Origin of the sequence: Nostoc sp. PA-18-2419, from assembly GCF_005869855.1 — a bacterium.
In the GTDB taxonomy this organism is placed as follows: Bacteria; Cyanobacteriota; Cyanobacteriia; order Cyanobacteriales; family Nostocaceae; genus Nostoc.
Window position 1 is genome coordinate 133212 of sequence record NZ_SZNH01000006.1, and the last position, 25384, is coordinate 158595.

The following is a 25384-nucleotide window of genomic DNA, read 5'->3' on the forward strand; positions in this document are numbered from 1 at the left end:
CTCACTCAACACAGAAGGAATAAGTTAGGTAGTGCTAGAGAAAGAATCTCTTGGAGGCTGGCTTTGGCAAAGAAAGTTTCTTGATGAATAAAAGATACTTTACAAATGTATAAGATTAGCATCTTAAGTCTTATTTCAATGTGGTTGTACTAAAAGGTGACCTAAAAAAATATTGGACTTCAATCAATCAGTAACACGATATGGCAGAAGAATCTACATCTACCTTAACCAAAAACTCTGTCTCTACTGCCAATAAACACTCAACTAAACCGACAAAAGTCACGTCTACAGCAGCAGCACGTCAGTCTAGGTGGATAGTTCGCATAGGTCATCTTTTGGCTGGGACTTGGGCAATCGGGGCAGCAGTACTAACTGCTTCTGGTTGGGATTCGGTTCAATTAATGGAAAATCAGGCAGTTTCGGAGTTTTTTAAAGTGCGTGGAGCGATCGCACCTCCAGAAGACATTGTAATTTTAGCAATAGATGATCAGTCAATATCAGTTCCAAGACAGTACTATAAAACAGATCCCAAACAGTATGCCTACCTAGAAACACTGAAATCTTTTCCTTACAAACGTGCTGCATATGCTCAAGTAATCGCTAAGTTAATCAATGCAGGTGCGCGCGCTGTAGCTATAGATATTGTTTTTGATACACCAAGCAGCTATGGACCTAGTGATGATCGCCAACTCCAAGCAGCATTGCAAAAATATGGCAGCAAAGTTACCTTAGCAGCCCTCTATGAAAATTACGAGACATATCAAGGCTCGTTTATCCAACTAACAGAGCCACAACAGATGTTTCACACAGGGTCAGTATTTATTGGCGCAGTTAATTTCCCTGTGGAGGTTGATGGTAAGATTCATCGATTGGCAAGCGATTCCAACTTGTTAAGTGAAGACAATTTATTTAGCAAAAAGCCACCTTCTTTTGATGAAGCGGCCTTGTTAGCAGCACAAGTAAATTATCCGCAACCAAAGGGCGATCGCATTCATTTTTGGGGACCTACGGGGACATTTGAGCAAATACCCTTTTGGCACGTACTCGACCCGGAAAACTGGAATACTTATTTGCAGCAGGGAAAAGTCTTCAAAGACAAGATAGTTTTGATTGGTTCAACAGATAAGTTAAATAATGATTATTATCCAGTAGCAGCTAGTAAGAGTCCCGAACCGATGGCAGGCGTAGAAATTCATGCCAATGCGATCGCAACCTTAATGACAGATAAAGCGATGGCTCAAGGAATTCAAACTCTACCATTACGGGGTTTGTTTGTACTGATTTTAGTTGGCAGTACAGCTTTAATTATTAGCATAAACAAGCATAGTCTGAATCGATTACTGTATAGTCTAGCTTTATCTGGCACTTGGTTAGTAATTAGCTATGGGTTATTTGTCTACGATCAATTAATTTTCCCTATTACTGTACCAATGGTAGCGATCGCTTTTTGCGGACTCAGCTACCTGGGAACTTCAATGGTCAGAGAAAATATTAGAAAACACCAATTAGTAGACATATTTCAGAAATATAAAACTTCTCCCATTGTCCAAGAGATTATCAGCCAACAAAATGACCTGCAACAGCTAATCCAGCAGCGAGATTTAGCTTTATCAGGTAAAATGTTGGCTCAACGCTACAAAATTGTCAAAGTTCTCGGTGCAGGTGGATTCAGCGAAACCTACATTGCCGAAGATACCCAACGTCCTGGGAACCCGCGATGTGTTGTCAAGCAACTAAAACCAAGCAATACCAAATCAGGAGTATTGCAACTTGCCAGACGCTTATTTAACTCAGAGGCACAAACACTCGAAAAATTGGGAACTCATCCTCAAATTCCGCAACTCCTGGCATATTTTGAAGAAGATGAAGAATTTTATCTTGTACAAGAATACATCATTGGTCATCCTCTGAGTCAGGAACTGCCACCAGGCAGAGCAATTGAAGAAATTGCCGCGATTAAAATTGTCAAAGACTTATTGCAAACATTAATATTTGTCCACGAAAACAACGTGATTCACCGCGATATTAAACCTAGCAATATCATCCGCCGACACTCAGACGGTAAACTTGTACTGATTGACTTTGGGGCAGTCAAACAAGTCAGTGCCAAACAGCTAGAGCCTCAAGAGCAAACTGCCTTCACTATTGGTATTGGGACTCAGGGTTACGCACCAACCGAGCAATGTTTGGGGCGTCCACACTACAGTAGTGACATCTATGCAGTAGGTATGGTTGGGATTAAAGCCTTGACTGGAATAGCACCGCGCGAGTTAGATACAGATGCTAATGGACAGATCAAATGGAGCGATCAAGTGCAGGTAAGCAACTCCCTAGCTCAGATTCTCAGTAAAATGGTTCTAGATGACTTCAAAATGCGATATCAGTCTGCGTCGGAAGCGCTTAAAGCTGTTGAAGCTGTTGAAACTTTTGACGATTTACTAAATTCCCAAAGTAGATACCCCATGTCACAACATGACTCATCAATGAGTACTTTAGAACAATTAAACGCTCCGACAAAATCTTACTTAGGAAGTTCGTCAGAAACAATTTGACAGGGACGTGGGAGTGCTCTGATGCAGGAACGTTGGGAGAATATTTGATAATTTCAATCCATCAGAGCCTCTCCCACTCCCTACGTCTTGTTTATTCTGTGCATCTCCCCTTCCCCGCGTTTTCTTCAATTTAACGACAGAAACTCTTCTCCTGTCGTCGGATGAATGCCTACTGTTTCATCCAGTTCTTGCTTAGTAATGCCTTTACGAATTGCAACACCAAGACTTTGAATGATATCAGCTGCGTTTTCGCCCACCATGTGAGCGCCCAAAACTTCCTCGGAATCGCCATTTACCACTAACTTGATTGCCGCTTGCTTATCGTATTGAGTTAGCTGATAGAACAGTGGTTGGAATTGGGTGTAGTAGCATTTTACAGATTCACCAAACTTTTCCCGTGCCTTGGCCTCAGTCATTCCGACGCTAGCTACTTCTGGACGGCAGAAAACAGCAGAGGGGACATAATCATAATTCAGTTTTTGCGGCTTGTTGCCAAAAACTKTATTGGCAAAGGCAATACCTTCTGCCTTCGCCACTGGAGATAATTGGATGCGGCTAGTACAGTCACCTACAGCAAAGATATTTTCTTGGTTGGTACGGCTTTCTTCATCTACTTTAATTGCACCATGTTCGCCAAGTTCAACACGGGCATTTTCTAAGCCTAGATTTTTAGTATTTGGGGTGTAACCTGCGGCAACTAAGATGGTATCTGCTGCAACTATTTCTCGGCTCTCACTAGTAATACTCAACAACAAAGACTCTTCTGAATATTTGATTTTTTGAATGGTGGTGTTGGTGAATAACTTAATTCCCCGTTTACTCAAAGCCTGTCGCACTGTAGAGCGAATGTCATCATCAAACCCCGATAAAATCATCTCTTCTTTTTCAATTACCGTTACTTGGCAGCCAAAAGCGTGCATCATACTAGAAAATTCTATGCCAATATAGCCGCCGCCAATAATTGCCAAACGCTTCGGCAGATAGGGTAGCTGAAACATTTCGCGAGATGTGATAGCGTATTCTATACCTGGGATATTTGGCTTCAGGGGTTGTCCGCCGACAGCAATTAAAATTTTGTCTGCTGTAACTTGGCGTCCACCAATATTGATAGTATGGGCATCAATGAAAGTGGCACGTTCTGAAATTATTTCAATTCCGGCTTTGTGCAATTGTTGAGAATAGGATTGGTTGATGCTGTCAAGATGCTGGTATACAGATTTAATAAATAATGTCCAGTCAAAGTATGTTTGACAATCACTCCACCCATAACTACGCGCCATTTTATTTTGCATCGCAAAGTCAGCAGCATAGACAATCAGTTTTTTGGGAACACAGCCACGATTGACGCAGGTTCCACCAAGGGCTTCTTGCTCAGCGATCGCAACACGAACACCGTAGCTAGCTGCTTTTTTAGCTGCTGCCAATCCCCCAGGCCCAGCACCAATGACAAACAAGTCGTAATCAAATGTCATAAAAATCTGTTCCTTTTCAACTTTTTGGAAAGCAGAGCTATTTCATCCCTTATAGTTATTTAGACAAAACTTCATCTACTGTCTTTGGGTGGACAAATCGATATGAAAGCACACTGATATGTAGCAGATTGCCGCTAACCGCAATTACTACAAAAATAACAGCGATCGCCCCGTTATTGCTAAGTTACATGACATTTGGTTAGGGAACAGACAACATACTTATTTTACAAGAGGTAAGTATTAGCGCTCGCTCTAGGCGGGGCATAGCCCATCGCCTATGGTGGGTAGGTATGCGATCGCACTTCTAAGCAGCCATAGTGGAGAAAAACTAGAAATGCGTTGTTTGCGTATAATTATGGTGAATCAAATAAAGTTTGCATCTCCTGTGCATCCCGTGTCATTCCTAAGTGCTTAAAACCATTAATAGCCTCAGTTGACAATTGGCGGGCTTTGTCTGCACTTCCCCACTTTTTCTCCCAACGCGCAAGAGAACGCTGATAGCAAGCTAGACACCGCTTGTTTTTACTGCTTCTAGCTATAGTGAAGCCTTGAATTAATAGCTTATGAGCTTCATCACGTTCGTCTTGCTCTATTGCAATATCAGCTAGCCAATTTTGAGCAGAATTTATCACCCGATACCAACTAATTTTTTCTGCATTTTGCATCACCTTTTGAAAGAGCATCTTGGCTTCTGTATAGTTATGTTCTCTATAAAAAATTACCGCTTGATGATAAAGAACAGGAATCAAATAACGGATGCACTTTTGCTTATCTAGATGAGCTTGAGTCACTAAGTTCTCTTCTAGATTGAGCCATCTACGTGCGTCTGCATAGTTATTCTGTCTGATTCGCAGCCTAGCGATGTTCTCAGCCAAATCAGCCTGAACCCAGAAGTCTGCATGGTCGCGTAAAACCCATGCCCGCTGCAAGATTTCGTCTGCTTCTTTCAAACTTTGGTGTGAGCACTGCCGAATCAGCAGCCAGGTTTTACAGATAATGATTTTTATTAAAGATGACCATTCACCACGCTGTTCCGATTGTTCTATAAGCCACTGCAACCAATCGAGGCGGTCGTCCCAGTAGGCGTAGAGATTTGCATAGTGGTTCAAAAGCAGCCATAAATCCCTAACTCGTGCATAGTGGTCTTGGTCTTTACACCAATAAAGTACTGCGCGCAGATTTCCTTGCTCTGGTTCTAACTTATTATAGTGTATCCATTTTTCCCAATCTTCTCCGGCATAACTGCGGGCAAAATCCAAATACCATTTAACCCACCGATTTCGTGCTTCTTTCTCAAAATCTGGGTAAGCGGCTAATTCTGCTAAGGCATAATTACGAGTCAGAGAGAGCATCTCAAATCGCTTAGTCTCTGGGTTGAGATTCACCAAGGAAAGTTGCTGCAAGCGTCCCAAGCCATTATTTACAGCATCAGGAGCAGCTGTTAGTCCAGCAACCTCAGCCACAGCAGTAAGTATGGGAGAGTCAGGAAAAATCGCCAGTGACATCAGTAACTTGTGGGGTGGCTGTCCCTTGATTCCTCGCACTGATTGCTCAAAGCAAAAACGAGCAACATCACCTGTAGCCGAGGTTAATCGCTCCAATACCGAGTTTAAGGAGTAGCCAGTTGATACTTGGCCAATTGCATATACTATCGCCAGAGGGATTCCCCCAGTGCAATTGTAGAGTTGCTTAGAGTCCTCATCGTTAATGGTTATACCTTTTTCTCCTGCTTGTTGCTGAATTAACCGTAAACCATCATCTAAAGGCAAGTTTCGTAGATTGATGGGCAGCAAGGCAATCCGTTGGCGAGTAGTAATAACCACTTTGACGCTAATGGGCAAATCGTACAGGAATTCCATGACCCTATCCCAATCCTCTATAGTTTCCATATTGTCCACAATCAGCAGTGTTCGCTTTTTGGAGAGACTTTGGCGTATTAAGTCAAATTGGTCATTCGGAGGAAATTGAATAATCGTGGGGTCTTCTAAAGCATTTGCAATCTCGCGAAAGATATCGCGGAGGTTACGCTGTCCCTGTTGTCGTTGCAAAATACTGTCAGGAATGAGTTCTTGTTGTTTGGCTGAAGTGAAAATAATTGCATCAAATCTAGGTGCGTTAGAAAGGTTTCCGTTACTGGCTTTTAAACATAGATAAGCAGCTGCTAACACCAGCGCCGTTTTGCCTACGCCACCAATGCCATGCACCGTGATCATATGAGCACCATGCTCCGGCGAAAGGCGTTCCAGTAACTTCTTCATTTCCGCCTCACGACCAATAAATTCTGTAAATGTCGGCGCTGGTAGATTGTGAGGGATGGATAAGCTATCCATAGACGATGGGGCAACACGTCTACGATACCCATGTTTCTCCAGAATGTAGACTAGGTTGCTTGACTTGACGCTGTTGTCAGACTCTCTTGTCAAAACTTCTATGTCTCGATAGATATTGCTTAACCCTGCTCTGACAACAGCATTTTCCCTATGCAAGTCTTGACTAATTTTTTTTAAGCTATATCCACACAGTAACCCTAGTAACAAATCTTTTCTAGTACTTTGTCTGTAACGCTTTTGAAGCATAGCCTCTAAGTCAGTCAGTAGTCGGTCTATCTCCCAGTCTTGCAAAATTTTGCGATTCCAACTTTTAGGTAAATTCCAACTTGCTGATTTATTTGACATAAAATATTGTCCTATCAAAAAGTGATGGATTTTCAATTATTAATATTTTCAATAATAAAAATTTGAGATATTGAGCACTATCAAAAAATCCCAATAGTATTATGGGTAAAAAAATTCTTGATGTTCTTAACCGAATGCTTATTGCGGAGTGTTACTAAATACTCCGCAATAAGCATCTAGTCCAGAATCATGCTTTCTCTATCGAGTCGATTGATTTTGAACACAAGAGTTGTTTACAGTTTGGTGCTGGCTATTGGCCACAGTGAAGCCACTTCCAAATGAAATCCCTGCCGTCAAGATAACGGCCAACAACGTCTCTGATAGGCGAAATGTGAAACTAACCCCCGATTGGGGGTTATTGTTTTGAGTAGAGTTTTGTGACATACTAATGGATGCAGCCCTTAATCTGCTGTAAATAAACAATATTCCTGGTGAAGTTGCCAAACATTACCCAGGGATAAACACCAGAAGCCCCCAGCGCCAACTAAAACACTGGGGGTCTTCGCTGTTATGCTTAGGATACAATAAACACTTACAGCAAGTCAATTTAGTTTGTAAATATAGTTATCCAAGTATTATCTTAGCATAATTTTGAATAATGAGTTAAAAATATAACATTTAAACATATAAAATACTAATAAATAAATAACAATTCATTAACAACAAAATTTTGCTAAATAACTGTATTTAAAGAGTTTTAGGCAATTCTACTTCTAGAAAAGTTCCAATGATGTTGTTCTAGGTATTTGATAGACATTCAATATTTTACCAAAGCCTAACTCCAATACCTTTGCAACACTAAATCAATAATTGAGTGCAGCTTTAGCAACTCTCTATGGACTCACCTGTTATAGATAGTGGCTCTTCTCTCAGAGTGTTGAATACTGAAGTCGTTGAAGCAGCCAAACTTGCGGCCTTTACAATATGCTACTTATGTGTGGTGTGGTATCTTTTATAGGACATCTCTATGTGAGGTAAAAAAGTAGGTGCAGGATTTGAACCTCCAAATTGCCAAAATGGTGGAGATACAGATTTTCCACCAACCATCAAACTGGACGACAACCAGACAAAATTTCGTGCATCTTCACGACTTGTCCAATAACTGCGACCGCCGGCGCACCAAATCCAGTTTTCTCCACTTGTTCTACAATTGTTTCTAATGTGCCAATCAATTCTTCTTGTTCTGGGCGCGTACCCCAGCGCACCAAAGCAATCGGCGTTTCCAAACTCAACCCAGCTGTACTTAATTGTTCCACAATGTAAGGTAAATTGTGAATTCCCATATAAATTACAATGGTTTCCGAACCGTGGGCGATCGCACTCCAATTAACTAGAGGTTTATACTTGCCTGCCGCTTCGTGTCCAGTTACAAATGTCACCGAAGAACTATACAATCTATGCGTCAATGGTATACCTGCATATGCAGCTGCGGCAATTCCTGAAGTGATACCAGGCACTACTTCCACTGGAATTCCTGCATTGAGTAATTCTGCCATTTCCTCGCCTCCACGACCAAAAATAAAGGGGTCGCCTCCTTTTAGCCGCACTACTATGGCATTATCCTGGGCTTTATCAATTAGCAGTTGAGTAGTTTCTTCTTGAAAGAGCGAATGTTTTCCCCTGCGCTTACCAGCGTTAATTTGTTCTGCTTGGGGATTAATCATTGCCAGAATTGCTGGACTCACTAAAGCATCATAAATAACTACATCTGCACATTCCAATAAACCTTTCGCCTTCAAGGTTATTAGTCCTGGATCTCCCGGCCCCGCACCTACTAAATAAACCTTTGCCAAATATTTCTTCGTGTGTGTGACTGTGCGGTTCATTTGTCTGTTAAATCCCAAATTAAATCGGCTAATTCTGCACTTGCTCCTAAAGGTTCTGCCAAATGGAAAGTCACTGCCGAAAATTGTAATTTTAGCTTTTCTACTGAAGCAGCGATCGCATCAGTTATTCCACCAGCGAATAAAAAATATGGTAAAATTGCAATTTCCTTATACCCAGCAGTTACCAATTCTTTAACCCGTAATTCTAAACTGCCAGATACAGACCAATAAGCAACCACTGCTGTTAAACTCTGAGCCATTGCTTCTATTGGTTTTTGAGAATCAGGGCGACGGCTACCATGAGCTAACAAAATCCATGCTTGTGCCTGTATGTTAGCGATTTGCTTTGCCAACAGTTTCTTTAAATCTGGGTGAGAACCTAAGTATGGTTGCAATTCAATTATGATATCTTCACCAGTAGCCTGTTGTGCTAGGGCTACTTGAGTGGGAATATCTGTCATTACATGCACTCCCGGGAGTAGAAATAGCGGTAGAATCTTGAGGTGATTATCATTTGGAGACATGTGGACACCAAAAGCAGTTTGGGCAAATTGTTTAATCTGCTCGTGTAGAGGCTCTGGACTCATTTCCAAAGCAGCTATCCCTACCACATATTCGCTATTTGCTTGGTTGTGATTTTGGTACAATTTATTGCATACTAGCCTTGCCAGTTGTTGCATAGCAATTTCTGGTCGCGGGTCGCGACTTCCATGAGATACCAATAGATATGCAGATGACATGGGCAAGCTTTAACTTCTGTGACTAGTTTTCATATTTTACATAATATTAAGCTGGTGTCATGGGTAGACTGGCGATCGCAAAAACTATTATTAGTTTTTAAATAAAAGTATTCTAGTCACAGGTTGTCTTATTGTTGTTCGGCAGTGTAAGTATAAAATTGATCGAAAGCTCCCACCGTTTCAAATTTGTAAGAAGGTACCCAAGAATTTATTTTTAGATCGGTACGGTAAACACTAAAAATAATATAATTTTGCCTTTGTGTAGTTTTGTTAATAATTTCCTGCATTTGCGGGTTAGCTTGATCGACTAACTTTTCACAATTAAAATGGATCAAGTTTTCTATGAAATTTGTAGTTTTTTTGCATACATCGGTTTTTAAGTAGCTTGCCAACCGTTGCACTGCATATTCTTCATAGGCAACCTGACTCGGATTAGTCTTCGCCATTGTCACACCTAATGCAGCGAGTCCTGCTGCTGCTCCAGTATATGCGATGATGGTTAACTGTTTCATGTTTGCCAAATGAAATTCATTGTAATGCTTAGACTCCAGAGACTATAAATCAAGTAAGTCCGTTCCTTGAACAGAAACTCTTGCTCACTTTCCAAAAAATTGTTATAATTCAAATTGTTGAATGGCGAGCGTAGCCAAGTGGTTAAGGCAGTGGTTTGTGGTACCACCATTCGTGGGTTCGAGTCCCATCGTTCGCCCTGATAATCTTTACAGACTTCAAACGGACTAAACCAGGATATTTATTAATGTAGCTTATAAGTAATTATATGTATATGAGCAAATTTACTTGCTTAAGTGTAATTAGGTATTATAAGCTAATCTAGAGCAAATTTGCATATTCTCTGGTTGACAGTGTTAAGGAACTTCAAGAAAAAATTATCCTATTTGAAGTTGATAACTGATGACTGTTGACCATGACAGGGGGATATTTTTTTATTTTTCAGTATATTATATAAGATTCCTAACTCCTGAGAATAATGAAAAATCTTAAACTCAATAATTGCGTTTTTTAAAGTGTATTTATAGCAGGAGGCAGCTATGCTGAAGGTAGAACTATTACTATTCTTAGCATTCATGCCTGTCGTTATGTCCTAAAGGGTGTGACTAGAGTTATAAGTATGAGAAAATACTTAAAATAATGCTCAAAGTAAACCCACATAAGCCAAGTAAATAAATATGCATAATATTGCTTACATTGTCGTCAGAAGATACTAACTAAGGTGTATTATCAGCCATATAAATCGACCAGATTTCAAAAAATTGATGTGGAAATTATAGCTAGGCTAAATCAAAATTTTTCTATATAGCTCATATTTTATTTTTAAAAAATACGTAGGATTGATTAGCCAAAAATTTAAGCAAAAAATAACTTTTATATCAACAGCTTAGAGAATATAGTCATAGCAATCTAATAATTCAAAACTCAGAGATACTTGATTACCAATTATCAATTTATTCCAAGATTAAACTCCGCTAGCTGTATCATTTATTTTAAAGCATCTATCAAAAGAAATAATAATTGTACTCCTTAAGTGAGAGTTAAAAATACTGAGTCATAGATACTTTAGGTGAAGTAGAACATAACTTCAGTACTGCTGAAAAGTAGATACTTGTGTATACATACATAAGTATGGTTTATCTGTATTGTTTTGTGTTTCTATGTGGTGAAATAAAAGGTAGAGGTAGGCTTGTTTGTCCGCCTTGAAAGTTAACAATGCAAACATCGTTATCCAGTGGAGTTTACCATGTCTGAATTGCTGCAAGCAGTCTTAGATAGTGAAGAAAAAAATGATTTGCGTTCCTTTATTAGTGAATTACGCCAACAAGAAAAGAAATACTTGCTGCGAAACGACATCCTCAATGTATATACCGAATATTGTTCTAAGTACCAAAAACCTGAAGCATTTTCCACTACCTCTGACTTAGGTAAGCTGATTTATTATACTCAGGAAATTATTCAAGAGGACTCAAACTTTTGTTTCATCATTCGTTCTAAAATAGCCAGTCAAGAAGTTTATTGGCTAACATCAGACTTGAGCATTGAACCAATGACGGTGCAGGATTTGCTGGATCTGCGCGATCGCTTGGTAAACAAATTTCATCCTCATGAGGGTGACCTGCTAGAATTGGACTTCGGCCCATTTTATGACTACTCCCCAGTCATCCGCGACCCAAAAAATATTGGTAAGGGGGTACAATTTCTCAATCGGTATTTATCGAGCCAACTATTTCAAGACTCGAAAGAATTGTTGGAAAGCTTATTTAATTTCTTGCGCCTGCATCAATACAATGGTGTCCAACTGCTGATAAACAATCGCATTCAATCGCAGCAGCAACTTTCCCAGCAAGTTAAAAAAGCGATCGCTTTTGTCGCTGACCGTCGTAATGATGAACCCTACGAACAATTCTGCTTCCAATTGCAAACAATGGGTTTTGAACCCGGTTGGGGTAATACCGCAGCGCGCGTCCAAGAAACTCTAAATATTCTGGATGAATTGATTGATTCTCCCGATCCTCAAACCCTAGAAGCATTCATTTCTCGCGTTCCGATGATTTTTAGAATCGTCCTCGTCTCCGCCCACGGATGGTTCGGTCAAGAGGGTGTTTTGGGGCGTCCCGATACTGGCGGTCAGGTGGTTTACGTCCTTGACCAGGCAAAAAGTTTGGAAAAACAGCTACAAGAAGATGCTTTACTAGCTGGCTTAGAAGGGTTAAACGTCCAGCCAAAGGTGATTATTCTCACCCGCTTAATTCCTAATAGCGACGGTACCCTTTGTAACCAGCGATTAGAAAAAGTTTATGGTACAGAAAATGCCTGGATTTTGCGAGTACCTTTACGAGAATTTAATCCTAACATGACTCAAAACTGGATTTCCCGGTTTGAGTTTTGGCCTTATCTTGAAACTTTCGCTATTGACTCTGAAAGAGAACTGCGGGCAGAATTTCATGGGAGACCTGATTTAATAGTTGGTAACTATTCTGATGGTAACTTAGTGGCATTTTTGCTAGCGCGACGGCTGAAAGTTACTCAATGCAATGTTGCCCATGCTTTAGAAAAATCTAAATACTTGTTTAGTAACCTTTACTGGCAAGATTTAGAAGATAAATATCATTTTTCCTTACAATTTACAGCTGACTTAATTGCGATGAATGCTGCCAATTTTGTGATTAGCAGCACCTACCAAGAAATTGTCGGAACACCTGATAGCGTGGGACAGTACGAGTCTTATAAATGCTTCACCATGCCGGAGTTATATCATGTAACCAATGGAATTGAATTATTTAGTCCTAAGTTTAATGTTGTACCGCCTGGAGTGAACGAGAATTACTATTTTCCTTACACCCAGACTCAAGACCGAGTAGAAAGCGATCGCCAGCGCCTTGGAGAAATGCTTTTTACCTTAGAAGACCCCAGCCAAATTTTTGGTAAACTCGACGATCCTAGCAAGCGTCCTCTGTTTTCTATGGCGCGTCTTGACCGGATCAAAAACCTCACAGGTTTAGCTGAATGCTTTGGTCAAAGTAAAGAATTACAAGAGCATTGCAACTTAATTTTGGTGGCGGGTAAATTGCGTGTAGAAGAATCTGACGACAACGAAGAACGTGATGAAATTGTCAAACTTTACCAAATTATTGATGAGTACAATCTCCACGGAAAGATTCGCTGGTTGGGTGTACGCCTGTCTAAAACTGATTCTGGTGAAATTTATCGAGTGATTGCTGACCACTATGGAATTTTTGTACAACCAGCTTTATTTGAAGCTTTTGGTTTAACAATTTTAGAGTCGATGATTTCCGGATTACCAACTTTTGCTACACAGTTTGGTGGACCGCTAGAAATTATTCAGAATAAGGTTAATGGTTTTTACATTAACCCAACAAATTTAGAAGACACAGCCAACAAAATAGTGGATTTTGTCACTAAATGCGACCAAAATTCTCAATACTGGAGTGAAATCTCTCAGCGAGCAATTGAGCGAGTTTACAGTACGTATACTTGGAAAATTCACACTACTAAGCTGTTATCTTTAGCACGAATTTACGGCTATTGGAACTTTACCTCGAAGGAAAATCGCGAAGATTTATTGCGTTATATAGAGGCTTTATTCTATTTAATTTACAAGCCAAGAGCGCAACAGCTATTAGAGCAGCATAAGTATCGTTAGTTAGTCTTAAGTAATTTGTTATTAGCTAGGGACATTAGTTATAACAGTTGTTTATTGTGTGGGTCATTTGTCACTTGTCATTTGTTATTAGTAAATACAAATACTAAGGACAAATGACCAAGGACAAATGACTAAATTGTTAACGCCCGCCAAGTTCGTTGACCAACAATTCCATCTACTGCTAAATTCCGCTGGTTTTGAAATGCTTTAACAGCAGTTTCCGTTAACGCTCCAAAAATTCCATCTATTCTTACGGTATAACCATTAGATACTAATAACCGTTGTAAAGCCCTAACAGCAACACCAGAGCTACCGAAATAGAGAGTTGGTAGAGGTTGGCTACTATATTTCTCGAATTTTCCCTCAGACTTTGTAAGGTCTTTCCCTATTGACTGAGAATACTTCTTAGGCTGTTCTAAATCAGTAGAAGCTAGAAACTGATTATTTTTGCTGATTTTTTGGAGTATATGTTTTTTCTCTAGGGCGATTGATCGCAAAGAAGCGTGCGAAGTCCCATCTGTCTGCATGAATTCAGGTGGTGTGACTTGAGCAGTTATCTCTAACTGAGTCTGTGTTGACTGGTTTAGGTCATTTTCCATCTGAAATAATTGCTGTTCTGGCAAATAAGGCCCAGATGCTTGTCTTGTTGTTAACACGCCCGTCATCATCAGGCCAATTTCAGTCATTATCGTTCTGTTTCACTTAAGCCAATATTTCTTTTAACAACCAACAGTAATCCTATCCGGGATAGTGCATACTGTTCAAAAAATTCTGTAGTAAATTTTTCAAATAGTTGATAATTTGCTTACCTCCCATTCCGTGTTATCAGACTAATATTATTAGTCTTTGTGCTTTTTTTATCTTTGAGCTAGCTATTAACTAGTCAGATATTTTTTCTAAATCAAAGGTTTAGACAATAATATACTACACGATCGCAGGGAAATGCTATCAAATAAATTTGTCTAGTTATCTTTGACTAATACTTAGTATGCTGATACTGCTTTTATCATGTTTGTACTACGAGCAAAAATCCTACTAAATTTAATGAGTCAATTTTTTCTGTCTCTATTAGAGTAGTATTTGACAACAATGATAAACTCTTAATTCTCAACAATTTGTCCCCCCTTGGAGGGGGTTATAAACTTTTTTTTGTTCGATATTATCTTGATAGATACACGTTAGGTTCTCAGAGGATTATTTGGTTTTACTAATTTCACTCGTTAGTACAGCTTTGCTTAAATTTGTAGTCAATTAAAGGTTGAAATTTTAACGCCAAGTTATACAGAGTCTTTCTCAAGACAATTCGCTCTTGATTAACGAAACCTAAATATAGGACGCTTAGTTATGGCTACACAAAAGTTTTTATCTTTTATCATCTCGCCACAAAGCAATACCACCTAATAAACCAGTGATATTCGGGATAAGTTTCACATTTAACGGTAATTGAAGATTTACTCTTACAGCTTCACCACCGCCAATATATAGGTAATCATAATTGAACAGATGTTGCAAGGATGCAATCGCCTTTTGTAAACGCTTGTTCCATCTTTTGTCACCAACTTTTTCTAACTGTGCGCGTCCTAGTTGTTGCTCAAAAGTCTCTCCTTTGCGAAATGGATGATGTCCCATTTCCATATTCGGTACTAGCTTACCATCCACAAATAAAGCCGAACCAAACCCCGTACCCAGAGTAATCACCACTTCTACACCTTTACCTGCGATCGCCCCCAGCCCTTGCATATCTGCATCATTAATTACCCGTATAGGCTTATTTAACTGTTTCAATAATGCTGTTTCCAAATCAAATCCAATCCAATCTGGATGCAAATTTACTGCTGTTTCCGTGACTCCACGCCGCACTACACCAGGGAAACCTACTGAAACACGATCAAATTCACCTTGAGCGACTGCTAAGACAACAATTGCATTCATTACAACTTCTGGGGTCGCAGGTTGGGGTGTATCTAAACGCGTTCTTTTGGTGATCGGATTTCCTGTAATATCCAAAACCATTGCCTTAACGCCACTTCCGCCAATATCAACCGATAATGTCCGAATCGAACCATTTTCTGGAACCATTGAGTTACATCCTTGCTGCTGCTTGTTATTTCGTTATTATGCTCTGCTAAATCTACCAATATAGGGATATTTGGAGAGTTTTAATATTAGTGGGCATTATGCTTGTCGAGAACAAAAAGTTCAAAGTTAACAATAGCTTAGATGCGCCACAGCATCTAAATTTGTTAATCTAAGAATAATGGAAATAGTACTGGCATAGTTGCTTAAAATCTATCGGACAGTAAATTTCTCTTGAAAGTATTATCATAAAAAGAATTATGACGGCCTTTGAACCTCAAAGCATCCGCTCTTATAGTCAAGAAGATGTACAACAAATTTTACACTTAGCGATCGCTCGTCAAGCTGATGACAAAGACAGAGAATTTTCTTATGAGCAGCTATTAGAAATTGCTGCTGAGTTAGAAATTTCACCAGATTCTTTAAAATTAGCAGAACGCGACTGGCTAGTGCAACAAGGTCAAGTCCAACAACGAAAGGCTTTTGACACCTACCGCAAGAGAAGATTTCAAAAACGCCTAGGTAATTATGCAATTGTTAATGGCTTTTTGATACTAGTAAATTTAATTACTGGTGGCGGAATTTCTTGGTCGCTGTATATTTTAGTATTTTGCGGATTGCCAGTCGGGCTTGATATCTGGAATACCTTTCAAATTAAAGGCGAGGAGTATGAAATGGCATTCCAAAGGTGGAACCGTAAGCATCAGATTAAAAAAAGTATCAGTACAGTTTTAAATAAGTGGTTTAAAGCTTTACAAGCTTAACAGATTGAGTGCGATCGCTCATTGAAAGAAAAACCCCGCACGAGATTTCGGGGTAAAACTTGCTGCAACGCAATATTTGTTGTCTAACACTATCTACTCAAATCTTATATAAACACAGCAATTATTAGGATCAGACTCAATATTATCCACTCGGTTAAAGTATTTTTTCTATCTTTCTAAATATATGTACGTCTATCAAGAGACTGAAAATTATCTCATTCTGTAAGCAAAAATCTTGGCAACAAATCAATTGTCTATAAGGGCATACATCTGTACGTCCCTAGCAATGTATCTGTACCATAATGTTTTTAAATTATCAAAGATTTAGATAAGCCAGGTTATACCTGGCATAAAAACCGAGATTTATTCTGAGAACAAATACTAACAGACCCACATGATCGCAACCAATAGATATGAAACAGCATCGGAGGAATATAATAATACTGACTTGGAAATAGATTTCCATCAAAACAACTATGAAAGCTGAAGCAGAAAACCATACCAGGCTAACTTGTGAAGTAGAAACTACACTAAAGGTGATTGGCGGACGCTGGAAGGTTTTAATTATTAGAGAATTAATGGCAGGTGTTAAACGCTTTGGCGAGTTACAGCGGGCTTTACCTGGAATAACTCAAAAGATGTTGACTCAGCAACTCAAAGAAATGGAGGAAGACGGTATTATTCATCGAGAAGTTTATCCCCAAATTCCACCCAAGGTAGAATATTCACTGACGCCTTTGGGAGAAACTTTGCAACCAATTCTCTATGCTATGCATGAATGGGCTGTTCAATATTTTACTCAAGCCAATCACCATGCAACGTAATGTAGAACTCACTGCCCTTACTTCCATAATGATGGCTATTTAACTTTGGAGCTATTGCTAACGAGTGCGATCGCCTTCTTGAGGTTCTGTATTGCTGACTTTGGTTTGGTCTAGGTAATTATAGACTCTGCGCGAAACTTCACGCACAAAATCCCCAGCTTTGGGATCGTAGTTTGGTCTTTGCACCAAAACACCTGCTAAATAGCTTTTGCCGTTGGGCATTTTAATAATACCTGCATCACCAATGATAAATCTCAATGTACCAGTTTTGTGAGCGATGGTAGCTCCTTGACCAATACCAGCTGGTAGCAAACTATTGGTTTTGACATGGCGCATAATGCCTAAAACTTGATTGCGGCTGTTTGGGGACAGCAAACGATTGTTAGAAACTAACGCCGCCAATCTCACCAAATCTTTAGAACTAGTTGTATTTGTGCCAGGAATGTCTGGAAGTAGATTCCGAATTGCTGTATTTTGCAATCCCCAGCTACGAAAACGTTGGCTAACTTTTGCTGCACCACCCAAGCGATCAAGAACCATATTTGTTGCGGTATTATCGCTGATTGTCATCATCAAGGTAGCGGTTTCTAAAACGCTAAATTTAGTTCCAATGGGTTTGTATTGCATGGTTCCAGCTTCACCAACCCTTAAATCGCGTCGCATCACTAGTTTATCTGTGAGTTTTATTCTCCCTGCGTCTATTTCTTGGAAAAGAGCCACTAACAAGGGAAATTTAATTGTACTTGCAGCAGCGAATCTTTTTTCACCATTAATATCTATATAGTTTCCTGTATCTAAATCTAAGAAAAATATTCCTGGATTTAATGATTTATAACTCGCTAACAAGGTGCGAATTTGAGAACTAATGCCAACCATCTCTTGACCAAGATTTATAACTCCAGCAAATGTAGATGCATCAGTAGATTTTATGGCAATATCTTCTCTATTTTCTCCAACAATGGAATTATTTGAGCGGCTAAATGAGTTAAATTTTACAATCCAATGAGAACGAGAATCACCATTGATTGATATATTTTGGGAATTAACGTCATAACCAGGAGCTAATTCTACAACAAAACGAGTTGTTTGAGAGTCTGGTTTGCCGATGCGAATTTCTTTGACTGCATTACCAAAACTTTGTTTGACACTATCAGAATTAAAACTAGTTCCAGGTAAGTCAATTACTAATCGGCTAGGATTATCTAATAAATAAGCTTTTGGTTCTATTCCCGAAGTGGTAGTTAGGTCTAATTGGTTTTGGTTAGAATCAAAATACCAAGATTGTAATTGTGAGGCTTTAGCTTGTCCTGCAATTATAACTAAACTACTTAAACCAATCGCCAGTAGATATGATTTCATGTTGTGATTGTGTGTGTGCAAGTAAGGAGCAACTAACCAACTTTACTTAGATTTTTTTCTGATAACTGTGCTTAACTTCCGGATAAAAATATAGAAATCCTATTGAGTTATTTTAGGAAATGATATTTGGAATTAGATCAGCACAATAAATCATCATTACTTCTAAAAAGTAAATCTGCGATCGCTTTGTTGAGGATGTGGATTGATAACAACAGAAATTGTTAATCTAGCGGAACGACGAGCCAAGGATTAATTATGTTTCCAATTTATATTTTGCTGATTGGCTAGTATCGGGCATTGTCAGTTTAGGAAGAGTAGAAAGCTTTTTTATCATCTCCCCACACTTCCTCATCCCCCCTACTCCCTACTTGCTTTAGAAGAAATCAGCCACCGAAGGAGAGCTACCTGCAAATATTTGTGTAGCTGCTGAAATAGCTGCTTCTGTCCCATGCAGTTTTCCGGTCATTTGCAGGTGGTGGGGAGCAAACAAACTTGTATATAGTGGTCCTAGTTCTCGAACATCTAACTGCAACTCACCTTTTCCACCTTTTGTAACTTCACCGCGTCCATTGGCAACAGAAAGGATGAATTTACCATTGTTTGCATCGAGCAAATTATCTTGAATATCTAAGTGCAGCTCGGCTTGAATTGCCGATGGATAACCCCGCATCGACAATGCTTTGACTACATCTACTACCCGCAGCAGCCAGCGAAACTGAGTCGAGATTTTGGCAGTTTGCTCTGGTAACACCAATGTTAAAGTATCAATTGCAGAACTCTTCCAACGCACACGCTGAATTTGGGAGCGATTGCTGGCTAGAAAAGACCAGAAAGTTTGTGTAGCGGCAACTGTTCTCAGTACCCAATCTCTAACAAAGATAATTTCACCTTCATGTGTTCGTTGTTGAGCGAAGATGATGTAACCTTGGGGTTGGTCTTTTGTACCAATGAAATAAGCATAGACTGTTTCCTTTTCATCTGGTTGAATTAATTGCTCCCAGATTGCAGGATGTCGGTCTAAATATCCATGCGTGAGTCTCGCCTGCTGCTGATATAGTTCGTGAAAGACTTGATGATTTATCGGAACTACTGGTTGTAAAGGTAGGGGTTGCTCCCGTAGCCCAATGGTGTTGGTTGCAACTTCCCAAATGTACCAGCTACCCCCTTGCTCATACCCGACTTTTCGATATAAGGTTTGCACGGCTGGGTAAAGAGCAGAGAGTGGTATACCTCTAGCATAAAGCTCCTTAAGGGTGTGCTGCATCAGAGCGATCGCTGCTCCCGAACCACGGTATTCTGGAGCAATACCCACTACGGCGATTCCTGTCATTGGTACACGCTCACCACCCCACCACTGAGCCATATCGAGAGTTGCCAATCCACCAACTAAATTATCTGACTCACGAATAATCCGAAAATTCTCTACACCAACCCGCTTCATATAAGCTCCCTCCTTACCAAGTGCGTTAACAAAACATTGGTCAAGGAGAGGCCCAAGCTGCTCAATATCCTGAGGATGGGCAAGAGTGCTGTATTCAAATTGAGGAGTCATATTTTATATCAATAATCATACAAAAGCAAAACTATACTACAACGAGGATTGCTTGAACTTTCACCTTCTCCCGGATTTCTCACAAAACTAGAAAAAAGGGGAATCAAAAACTGCCAAAATGTCTATTGGACATGAATTATAGCAGTTTTAAGCATCACCCCTCAGAAAACAGATTGGATACTGGAACAGTTCAAATTTAAACCTGTATTGTCATGTCCAGTCGTAGTTAGTTTTAAGGATGAAAGTATAACATCAGGTGCAGGATTAACTTTAATTGCAAAACTAGATAGAAAAAGAGAAATTGTATCGCCATTAGCCAAATATTTATTATAGAAGTTTTGGCAGGATTGAACAGATAGTATATGCTTATCCAAAAAATTTAATAGTATCTTCTCAAATTTTGCGATTTGGTGAGCCAGAACTTAAATTTGCCAAGGGAAAATATTTCTGACTACAGTTTTATCCTAATTATTATCTAGGCGCAGTTAATTTATCAGTCAAAAAAATGTTCTTCAACTCTTTCCACAAACAACAAACTACAACTGCTCAACCTGCAACTAAAGTTAATGTTAGTTAAACTTAAAAATGTCTCACCAATTTTTTCATGACTTAAGTCATGGTTTAAGCATACATAAAATATACAAATTTTGTTATATTATTAATAATCTTCCCAAAAAGGTAATTCAAAAAATGATTGCTAGTGGGGGAAGGAGGGACTAAATTTTTATTCCTGCTGTTTTAACTCAGTTTTCTATGTGTAGATTAATTGGCTATCTTGGTAACAGCATCCAATTAGATGATCTGTTATATAAACCAGAACATTCTCTTTGTCATCAAAGTTATAATTCTTTAGAATTAAAGTCAGGATTCGTATGTGCAGACGGGTTTGGTGTAGGTTGGTATGATGAAGCGGGTAAACCATTTATTTATCGCAATACTGTCCCATTTTGGAATGATCCGAATTTGAAAGAACTGAGTCAATATGTACAATCTGATTGTACTGTGGGTTATACTCGACTAGCTGGAATAGGTGAACCACTTGATATTAGCAACTGTCAACCATTTCGTGATGGAAAGTTGTTGTTTGTCCATAATGGCGATATATCTAACTTTCAACAAACACTTTATAGACCGATACGTGATCGCCTTGGTGATTATACATATCATTCAATTAAAGGTTTAACAGACTCCGAACACATATTCGCTCTGTTTGTAGAAATGCGGCAGTCTGCTTTTGATAGCACTCTGTTATCAGCTCTTCTGAGTACACTAGAAACATTGACTGACTTGGCTCAAAAATACGACACCAGTTTTAGTGCCAATATAATTGTTAGCGATGGTCAAGCACTTGCAGCAGTTCGTTACGCCTATGGCACAGAAGCGCCTAGTCTTTATTGGGCTTGTGATCATGTAACTCACCCAACGGGAGTGATTGTTGCATCAGAACCTTTATCTAACCAAAATTGGACAGCCTTTCCTGAGCAAAGTACTCTATTTGTTGAATCGAAGTCATTGATACCAACAATTAGCCTTTTGGAGAGATGCGCTTAATTTTCAAAAGATGTGTATTTATATTTTACTGGGTTAATTTTTGACATTTAGCTTACTTTCATAATTGCCAGAACGCAGCAGGATCAATTAGTTGTAACTTTTGATTTGATTTAAGGAGTTGAACGCTTCAAGAGTTTGTGCTGAGATAAGTTTATTTGATCATCATCTTTCTAAAGATTTACTATGCTTGATTGCCGTTTCATCTGTAGATAGAGGAGATCTATGCTTGAGAAGGGTAAGATTTGATTGCGTAGCTAGAGGGCTGGTTTAGATTTAATCCAACCCAATTGCAACTACCTTTTGAATCAATTTAGGAAGCAGAAATTATGCGTTGGCAATTGGGTCGTAGGAGTACAAATGTTGAAGACCGCCGTGGGATGAAAGTTTCTGCTCCTGTCGTAGGTGGAGGTATTGGAGCAGTACTCATATCGCTAGTCGTTTTGCTTTTGGGTGGCGACCCCAGTGTGATTTGGGAACAAGATCGGACATCGAATGATAGTCCTGTGGCTGAGTCACCCCAATCAAGAGGCTCTAAAGCTCAAGACCAGATGGCAGATTTTGTATCTGTGGTGCTAGCTGATACAGAAGATACATGGAGCGAACTATTTCGGCAAAACGGACAAACTTACGTACAACCCAAATTAGTTCTTTACTCGGGTGCAGTGCAGTCTGCTTGCGGATTTACGCGTTCAGTAGTCGGGCCTTTTTATTGTCCGCGCGATCGCAAAGTATATATTGATTTAAGTTTTTATCGCGATTTAAAAACTCGATACCAAGCACCGGGAGATTTTGCTCAAGCATATGTAATTGCTCATGAAGTTGGGCATCACGTCCAGAATTTACTAGGAATTTCAGAGAAAGTTGGATTATTGCAGGACAAAGCAAATCAGACCCAAGCAAATCAGCTTTCTGTACGATTAGAATTACAAGCAGACTGTTTTGCAGGGGTTTGGGCAAATCATGCACAGCGCTCACGGCAAATTCTGGAGAGAGGTGATATTGAAGAAGCATTGAACGCCGCTAGTAGTATTGGAGATGACCGCTTACAAGAACAAGCTAAAGGGTATGCGGTACCAGAATCTTTTACACATGGCAGTTCAAGCCAAAGAGTTCGCTGGTTTAAGCAAGGTATTCAGACTGGTGATACTCAGCAATGTAATACCTTTGGTAAGACAAATATTTAAAAAGTTATAAAACAATTTCCATTGCAAATTTTTTGCAATATCTTCTTGACATAAAGTCAATTCATGACCTAGCTATATGAAACAAACAAACGTATTAGCGGCAGATTTTTTGTCTCACGCAAAGGCGCAGAGAACACAACGCAAACAAGGACTTTTACAAGAAATTAGCAGAGGGACTTTAAGCGTTGAGTTTTTTACACTAAGAAATCGGTGAAGATACTCATAATTGTGCGCTGACGCAATTTGACATTCGCATTAATAGACATCCCTGATTGCAATAGAATTTGACAGTCTTTTTCGCCAATCCTTTTGTCATTATCTGTAATTTTGGCTAATAGATCTTCTTGAGACACTGCCGCAGTGTTGCGAACTTTTTAGTTTGCTTGAGCGATCGCTAATCGTAATCGCTGCTTGTCACAAAAACCATAAATTATATTGTATTGCGATGTCAGTCAACCTGATTGCTAACTGAGATAATAATTAAATTAAAATAAAACTTTAAATTAAAATAAAACTTATTCAGTACTTTCACTTGTAATTGCGTAAACCAGACAGCTTAAACTGTAGCAGAAGTATTAGCCAAAAATCCAAATTATTGCAGCCAAGAGACAATGAGCGAAACTAACCCCAGACGAATTGTAATTGGGGATGTACATGGTCACTATGAAGGTTTAATGACATTGTTGGAGGCGATCGCTCCGACATCAGACGATCGGGTCTATTTTCTCGGAGACTTAATTGATCGCGGACCTCATAGTGCACAAGTAGTAAATTTTGTCAAACGAAATAACTACCCGTGTTTGCTGGGAAATCACGAGCAGATGTTATTAAGCATTCTGACTGATGAAAGGACTTCCTCCCCAAGGATGCAAGCATGGCTATATAGTGGGGGGCAAGCGACTGTAGCCAGTTACCACGAGGCTACAATTCCAGATGACCATTTAGATTGGTTCAAGGCTTTGCCTACATATATTGATTTAGGGGATATTTGGTTAACTCATGCTGGTGTTGACCCTTCTAAACCAGTCAGAGAACAAACAGCCGATGAATTATGCTGGATACGAGAAGAATTTCACAGCATTCCCAAGCCTTACTTTCCCGATAAGCAAATTATTATCGGTCACACCATTACCTTTACTTTACCGGGTGTTTCTCCTGGTCAACTTGCACAAGGACAGGGATGGCTAGGCATAGATACTGGCGCATATCATCCCCGGAGTGGCTGGTTGACTGGGCTAGATGTTACAAATCACTTGGTTTATCAAGTTAATATTTTTAGAAATTATCTGCGTGCTGTGCCCTTAGGGGATATGGCGATTGCCATCGATCCAGCCAAAATTAAAGTTAATCGCCGCAATTACAATTGATCGAGGAAGTGGGGACTCTTTAGTAGGGACTGGGAATTAGGCAAGAGTTTTCCTAGTACCCAATGCCCTAAACATCAGGCTAATGGTCGAATATTGGCTCTATAACTAGCTTTATCTAAGCCATAACTTCCATTGCTAGGTTGCTCCTCAATTTCACGTTTGAGGGCAGCAATGCGATCACTTGTTCCGGGGTGAGTACTCAAAAATGTGGGCACAGAACCACCCTGTTTCAACAGCTTTTGCATAAAAGAAACCATCGCCGACTGGGCGTAACCAGTGCGTGTCAAAGTTCTTAATCCTCTTTCATCGGCTTCAAATTCATTTTGACGACTGCGTGGCAAGTCTCGCGCCAACTGTACACCAATTTGTACCGCCGTACTCCGGTCTAAGCCAGCTGCTGTTAATAGACCACTTTCAAGGGCTTTTTGCTGCATTTGTTTGACTACGTGTTTGCCGCCAATGTGACCAATTTCGTGGGCGAGTACGCTTGCTAGTTCCGCTTCATTATCTGCGGTTTTCAGCAAGCCTGTATGGACATATACATAACCTCCCAAAGTCGCGAAAGCATTAATAGACTTATCTTCAACTACTTGGAAAGTATAAGGGAGATCGGGGCGATCGCTATTAGCTGCCAAACGCCGTCCGACTTTTTCCACATAGCGATTAACTTCTGGATTGCGGTAAAGTCGCACTTGACTATTTACCAATTCCTGATTAATCTGCTTACCCAGATCGACTTCCTGGCGAGAGGATATATTAGAAAGCTGAAATACCTGGACTCCTTGGAATAGAAGAGGCAATAAGTCTAAAGCTCTTCCGGGTAAGGGTGTACTTAAGCACAGGCTTAGGGCAACTACCACTGAAATTACTGGATAAAACCAGCGACGACGCCACATCCGGTAATTTCCAATAAAACCTTTCCAATTCAACATAATCTGTACTGAAGATAATTTTGGGAGAACGTAAGATGATAAGACAAATTATGAGACGGATTTAAAATATTCTATGTTGCATTGTTAGCTCAAAACCAAAGGGCTTGTTATACAGTGAATCTTTACGCAAATATACTGAAGTTGACACAGCTAACGATTCCCTCTAGAGATAGGCTTGAACATGAGATTTTACCTTTCGAGTACATCAGTTCCAAGAGGCAAAAATTTGAGGGTTAGCTGTCGCAACTCGAAACTGACGAACACGTGATAAACTGTCGCATGACTACAAGGCTCAGCCGCTTTGAGTTATTACCAAATAGATAAAGTTGCCAT

Annotated in this window: 18 protein-coding genes and 1 tRNA gene; 8 read left to right on the plus strand and 11 right to left on the minus strand. The window is 39.6% G+C overall.

Features of this window, described 5'->3' with window-relative positions:
* Window positions 1–200 precede the first annotated feature (200 nt).
* Complete coding sequence (locus tag FCR06_RS08640) at window positions 201–2552, plus strand: CHASE2 domain-containing serine/threonine-protein kinase (protein ID WP_138498619.1); 2352 nt, start codon at window positions 201–203, stop codon at window positions 2550–2552.
* A gap of 125 nt (window positions 2553–2677) precedes the next feature.
* Here the strand turns inward: FCR06_RS08640 and gorA are convergent, their stop codons facing one another.
* The 5 genes from gorA to FCR06_RS08665 form a co-directional block, all read right to left on the minus strand.
* Entirely contained in the window at window positions 2678–4024 is a 1347-nt protein-coding gene (gene gorA / locus FCR06_RS08645) for a glutathione-disulfide reductase (protein ID WP_138498621.1), read from the minus strand.
* Window positions 4025–4377: 353 nt separating this feature from the next.
* Entirely contained in the window at window positions 4378–6699 is a 2322-nt protein-coding gene (locus FCR06_RS08650; protein ID WP_138498623.1) for a tetratricopeptide repeat protein, read from the minus strand.
* Between the two features lie 1046 nt (window positions 6700–7745).
* Window positions 7746–8525: a uroporphyrinogen-III C-methyltransferase gene (gene cobA, locus FCR06_RS08655; protein WP_138498625.1), complete on the minus strand. Its 780-nt coding sequence runs from the start codon at window positions 8523–8525 to the stop codon at window positions 7746–7748.
* Window positions 8522–9265: a sirohydrochlorin chelatase gene (locus tag FCR06_RS08660; protein ID WP_138498627.1), complete on the minus strand. Its 744-nt coding sequence runs from the start codon at window positions 9263–9265 to the stop codon at window positions 8522–8524. The genes cobA and FCR06_RS08660 overlap by 4 nt, the downstream gene beginning before the upstream one ends.
* Before the next feature lie 128 nt (window positions 9266–9393).
* Window positions 9394–9777, minus strand: coding sequence for a DUF4359 domain-containing protein (locus FCR06_RS08665; RefSeq protein WP_138498629.1), 384 nt, complete (start codon window positions 9775–9777; stop codon window positions 9394–9396).
* Between the two features lie 124 nt (window positions 9778–9901).
* Here FCR06_RS08665 and FCR06_RS08670 point away from each other — a divergent pair.
* Window positions 9902–9974 (plus strand) — tRNA-His (locus FCR06_RS08670).
* A 1047-nt stretch (window positions 9975–11021) separates the two neighbouring features.
* The gene (locus FCR06_RS08675) at window positions 11022–13442 is read left to right on the plus strand and encodes a sucrose synthase (protein ID WP_138498631.1); all 2421 of its coding nucleotides are present in this window, start codon (window positions 11022–11024) and stop codon (window positions 13440–13442) included.
* A 131-nt stretch (window positions 13443–13573) separates the two neighbouring features.
* Here the strand turns inward: FCR06_RS08675 and FCR06_RS08680 are convergent, their stop codons facing one another.
* A complete protein-coding gene (locus FCR06_RS08680; RefSeq protein WP_138498633.1) occupies window positions 13574–14128 on the minus strand; it encodes a peptidoglycan-binding domain-containing protein in 555 nt (184 codons plus the stop codon).
* A gap of 676 nt (window positions 14129–14804) precedes the next feature.
* Window positions 14805–15521, minus strand: a complete 717-nt coding sequence (locus tag FCR06_RS08685) for an ROK family protein (protein ID WP_138498635.1) — start codon at window positions 15519–15521, stop codon at window positions 14805–14807.
* Between the two features lie 257 nt (window positions 15522–15778).
* On the opposite strand from FCR06_RS08685, the gene FCR06_RS08690 reads away from it, so the two are divergent.
* Both FCR06_RS08690 and FCR06_RS08695 read left to right on the plus strand, forming a co-directional pair.
* On the plus strand, window positions 15779–16282 hold the full coding sequence (locus tag FCR06_RS08690; RefSeq protein WP_138498637.1) for a 2TM domain-containing protein: 504 nt from the start codon (window positions 15779–15781) through the stop codon (window positions 16280–16282).
* A gap of 476 nt (window positions 16283–16758) precedes the next feature.
* Entirely contained in the window at window positions 16759–17106 is a 348-nt protein-coding gene (locus FCR06_RS08695; protein WP_138498639.1) for a winged helix-turn-helix transcriptional regulator, read from the plus strand.
* A gap of 57 nt (window positions 17107–17163) precedes the next feature.
* On the opposite strand, the gene FCR06_RS08700 is transcribed toward FCR06_RS08695, so the two are convergent.
* Both FCR06_RS08700 and eis read right to left on the minus strand, forming a co-directional pair.
* Entirely contained in the window at window positions 17164–18465 is a 1302-nt protein-coding gene (locus tag FCR06_RS08700) for a serine hydrolase (RefSeq protein ID WP_138498641.1), read from the minus strand.
* A 373-nt stretch (window positions 18466–18838) separates the two neighbouring features.
* Entirely contained in the window at window positions 18839–20017 is a 1179-nt protein-coding gene (eis, locus tag FCR06_RS08705) for an enhanced intracellular survival protein Eis (protein WP_138498643.1), read from the minus strand.
* Between the two features lie 753 nt (window positions 20018–20770).
* Between eis and egtC the strand changes: the two genes are divergently transcribed.
* Entirely contained in the window at window positions 20771–21568 is a 798-nt protein-coding gene (egtC, locus tag FCR06_RS08710; protein WP_138498645.1) for an ergothioneine biosynthesis protein EgtC, read from the plus strand.
* A 326-nt stretch (window positions 21569–21894) separates the two neighbouring features.
* Complete coding sequence (locus FCR06_RS08715; RefSeq protein ID WP_138498647.1) at window positions 21895–22752, plus strand: neutral zinc metallopeptidase; 858 nt, start codon at window positions 21895–21897, stop codon at window positions 22750–22752.
* A gap of 194 nt (window positions 22753–22946) precedes the next feature.
* On the opposite strand, the gene FCR06_RS32475 is transcribed toward FCR06_RS08715, so the two are convergent.
* A complete protein-coding gene (locus FCR06_RS32475; protein WP_189523359.1) occupies window positions 22947–23105 on the minus strand; it encodes a hypothetical protein in 159 nt (52 codons plus the stop codon).
* Window positions 23106–23363: 258 nt separating this feature from the next.
* Between FCR06_RS32475 and FCR06_RS08720 the strand changes: the two genes are divergently transcribed.
* Window positions 23364–24119 carry a metallophosphoesterase family protein gene (locus FCR06_RS08720; RefSeq protein ID WP_138498649.1) on the plus strand — a complete coding sequence of 252 codons (756 nt, stop codon included), beginning with the start codon at window positions 23364–23366 and terminating at the stop codon, window positions 24117–24119.
* Window positions 24120–24193: 74 nt separating this feature from the next.
* On the opposite strand, the gene FCR06_RS08725 is transcribed toward FCR06_RS08720, so the two are convergent.
* On the minus strand, window positions 24194–25051 hold the full coding sequence (locus FCR06_RS08725; protein WP_138498650.1) for a M48 family metallopeptidase: 858 nt from the start codon (window positions 25049–25051) through the stop codon (window positions 24194–24196).
* Between the last annotated feature and the right edge of the window lie 333 nt (window positions 25052–25384).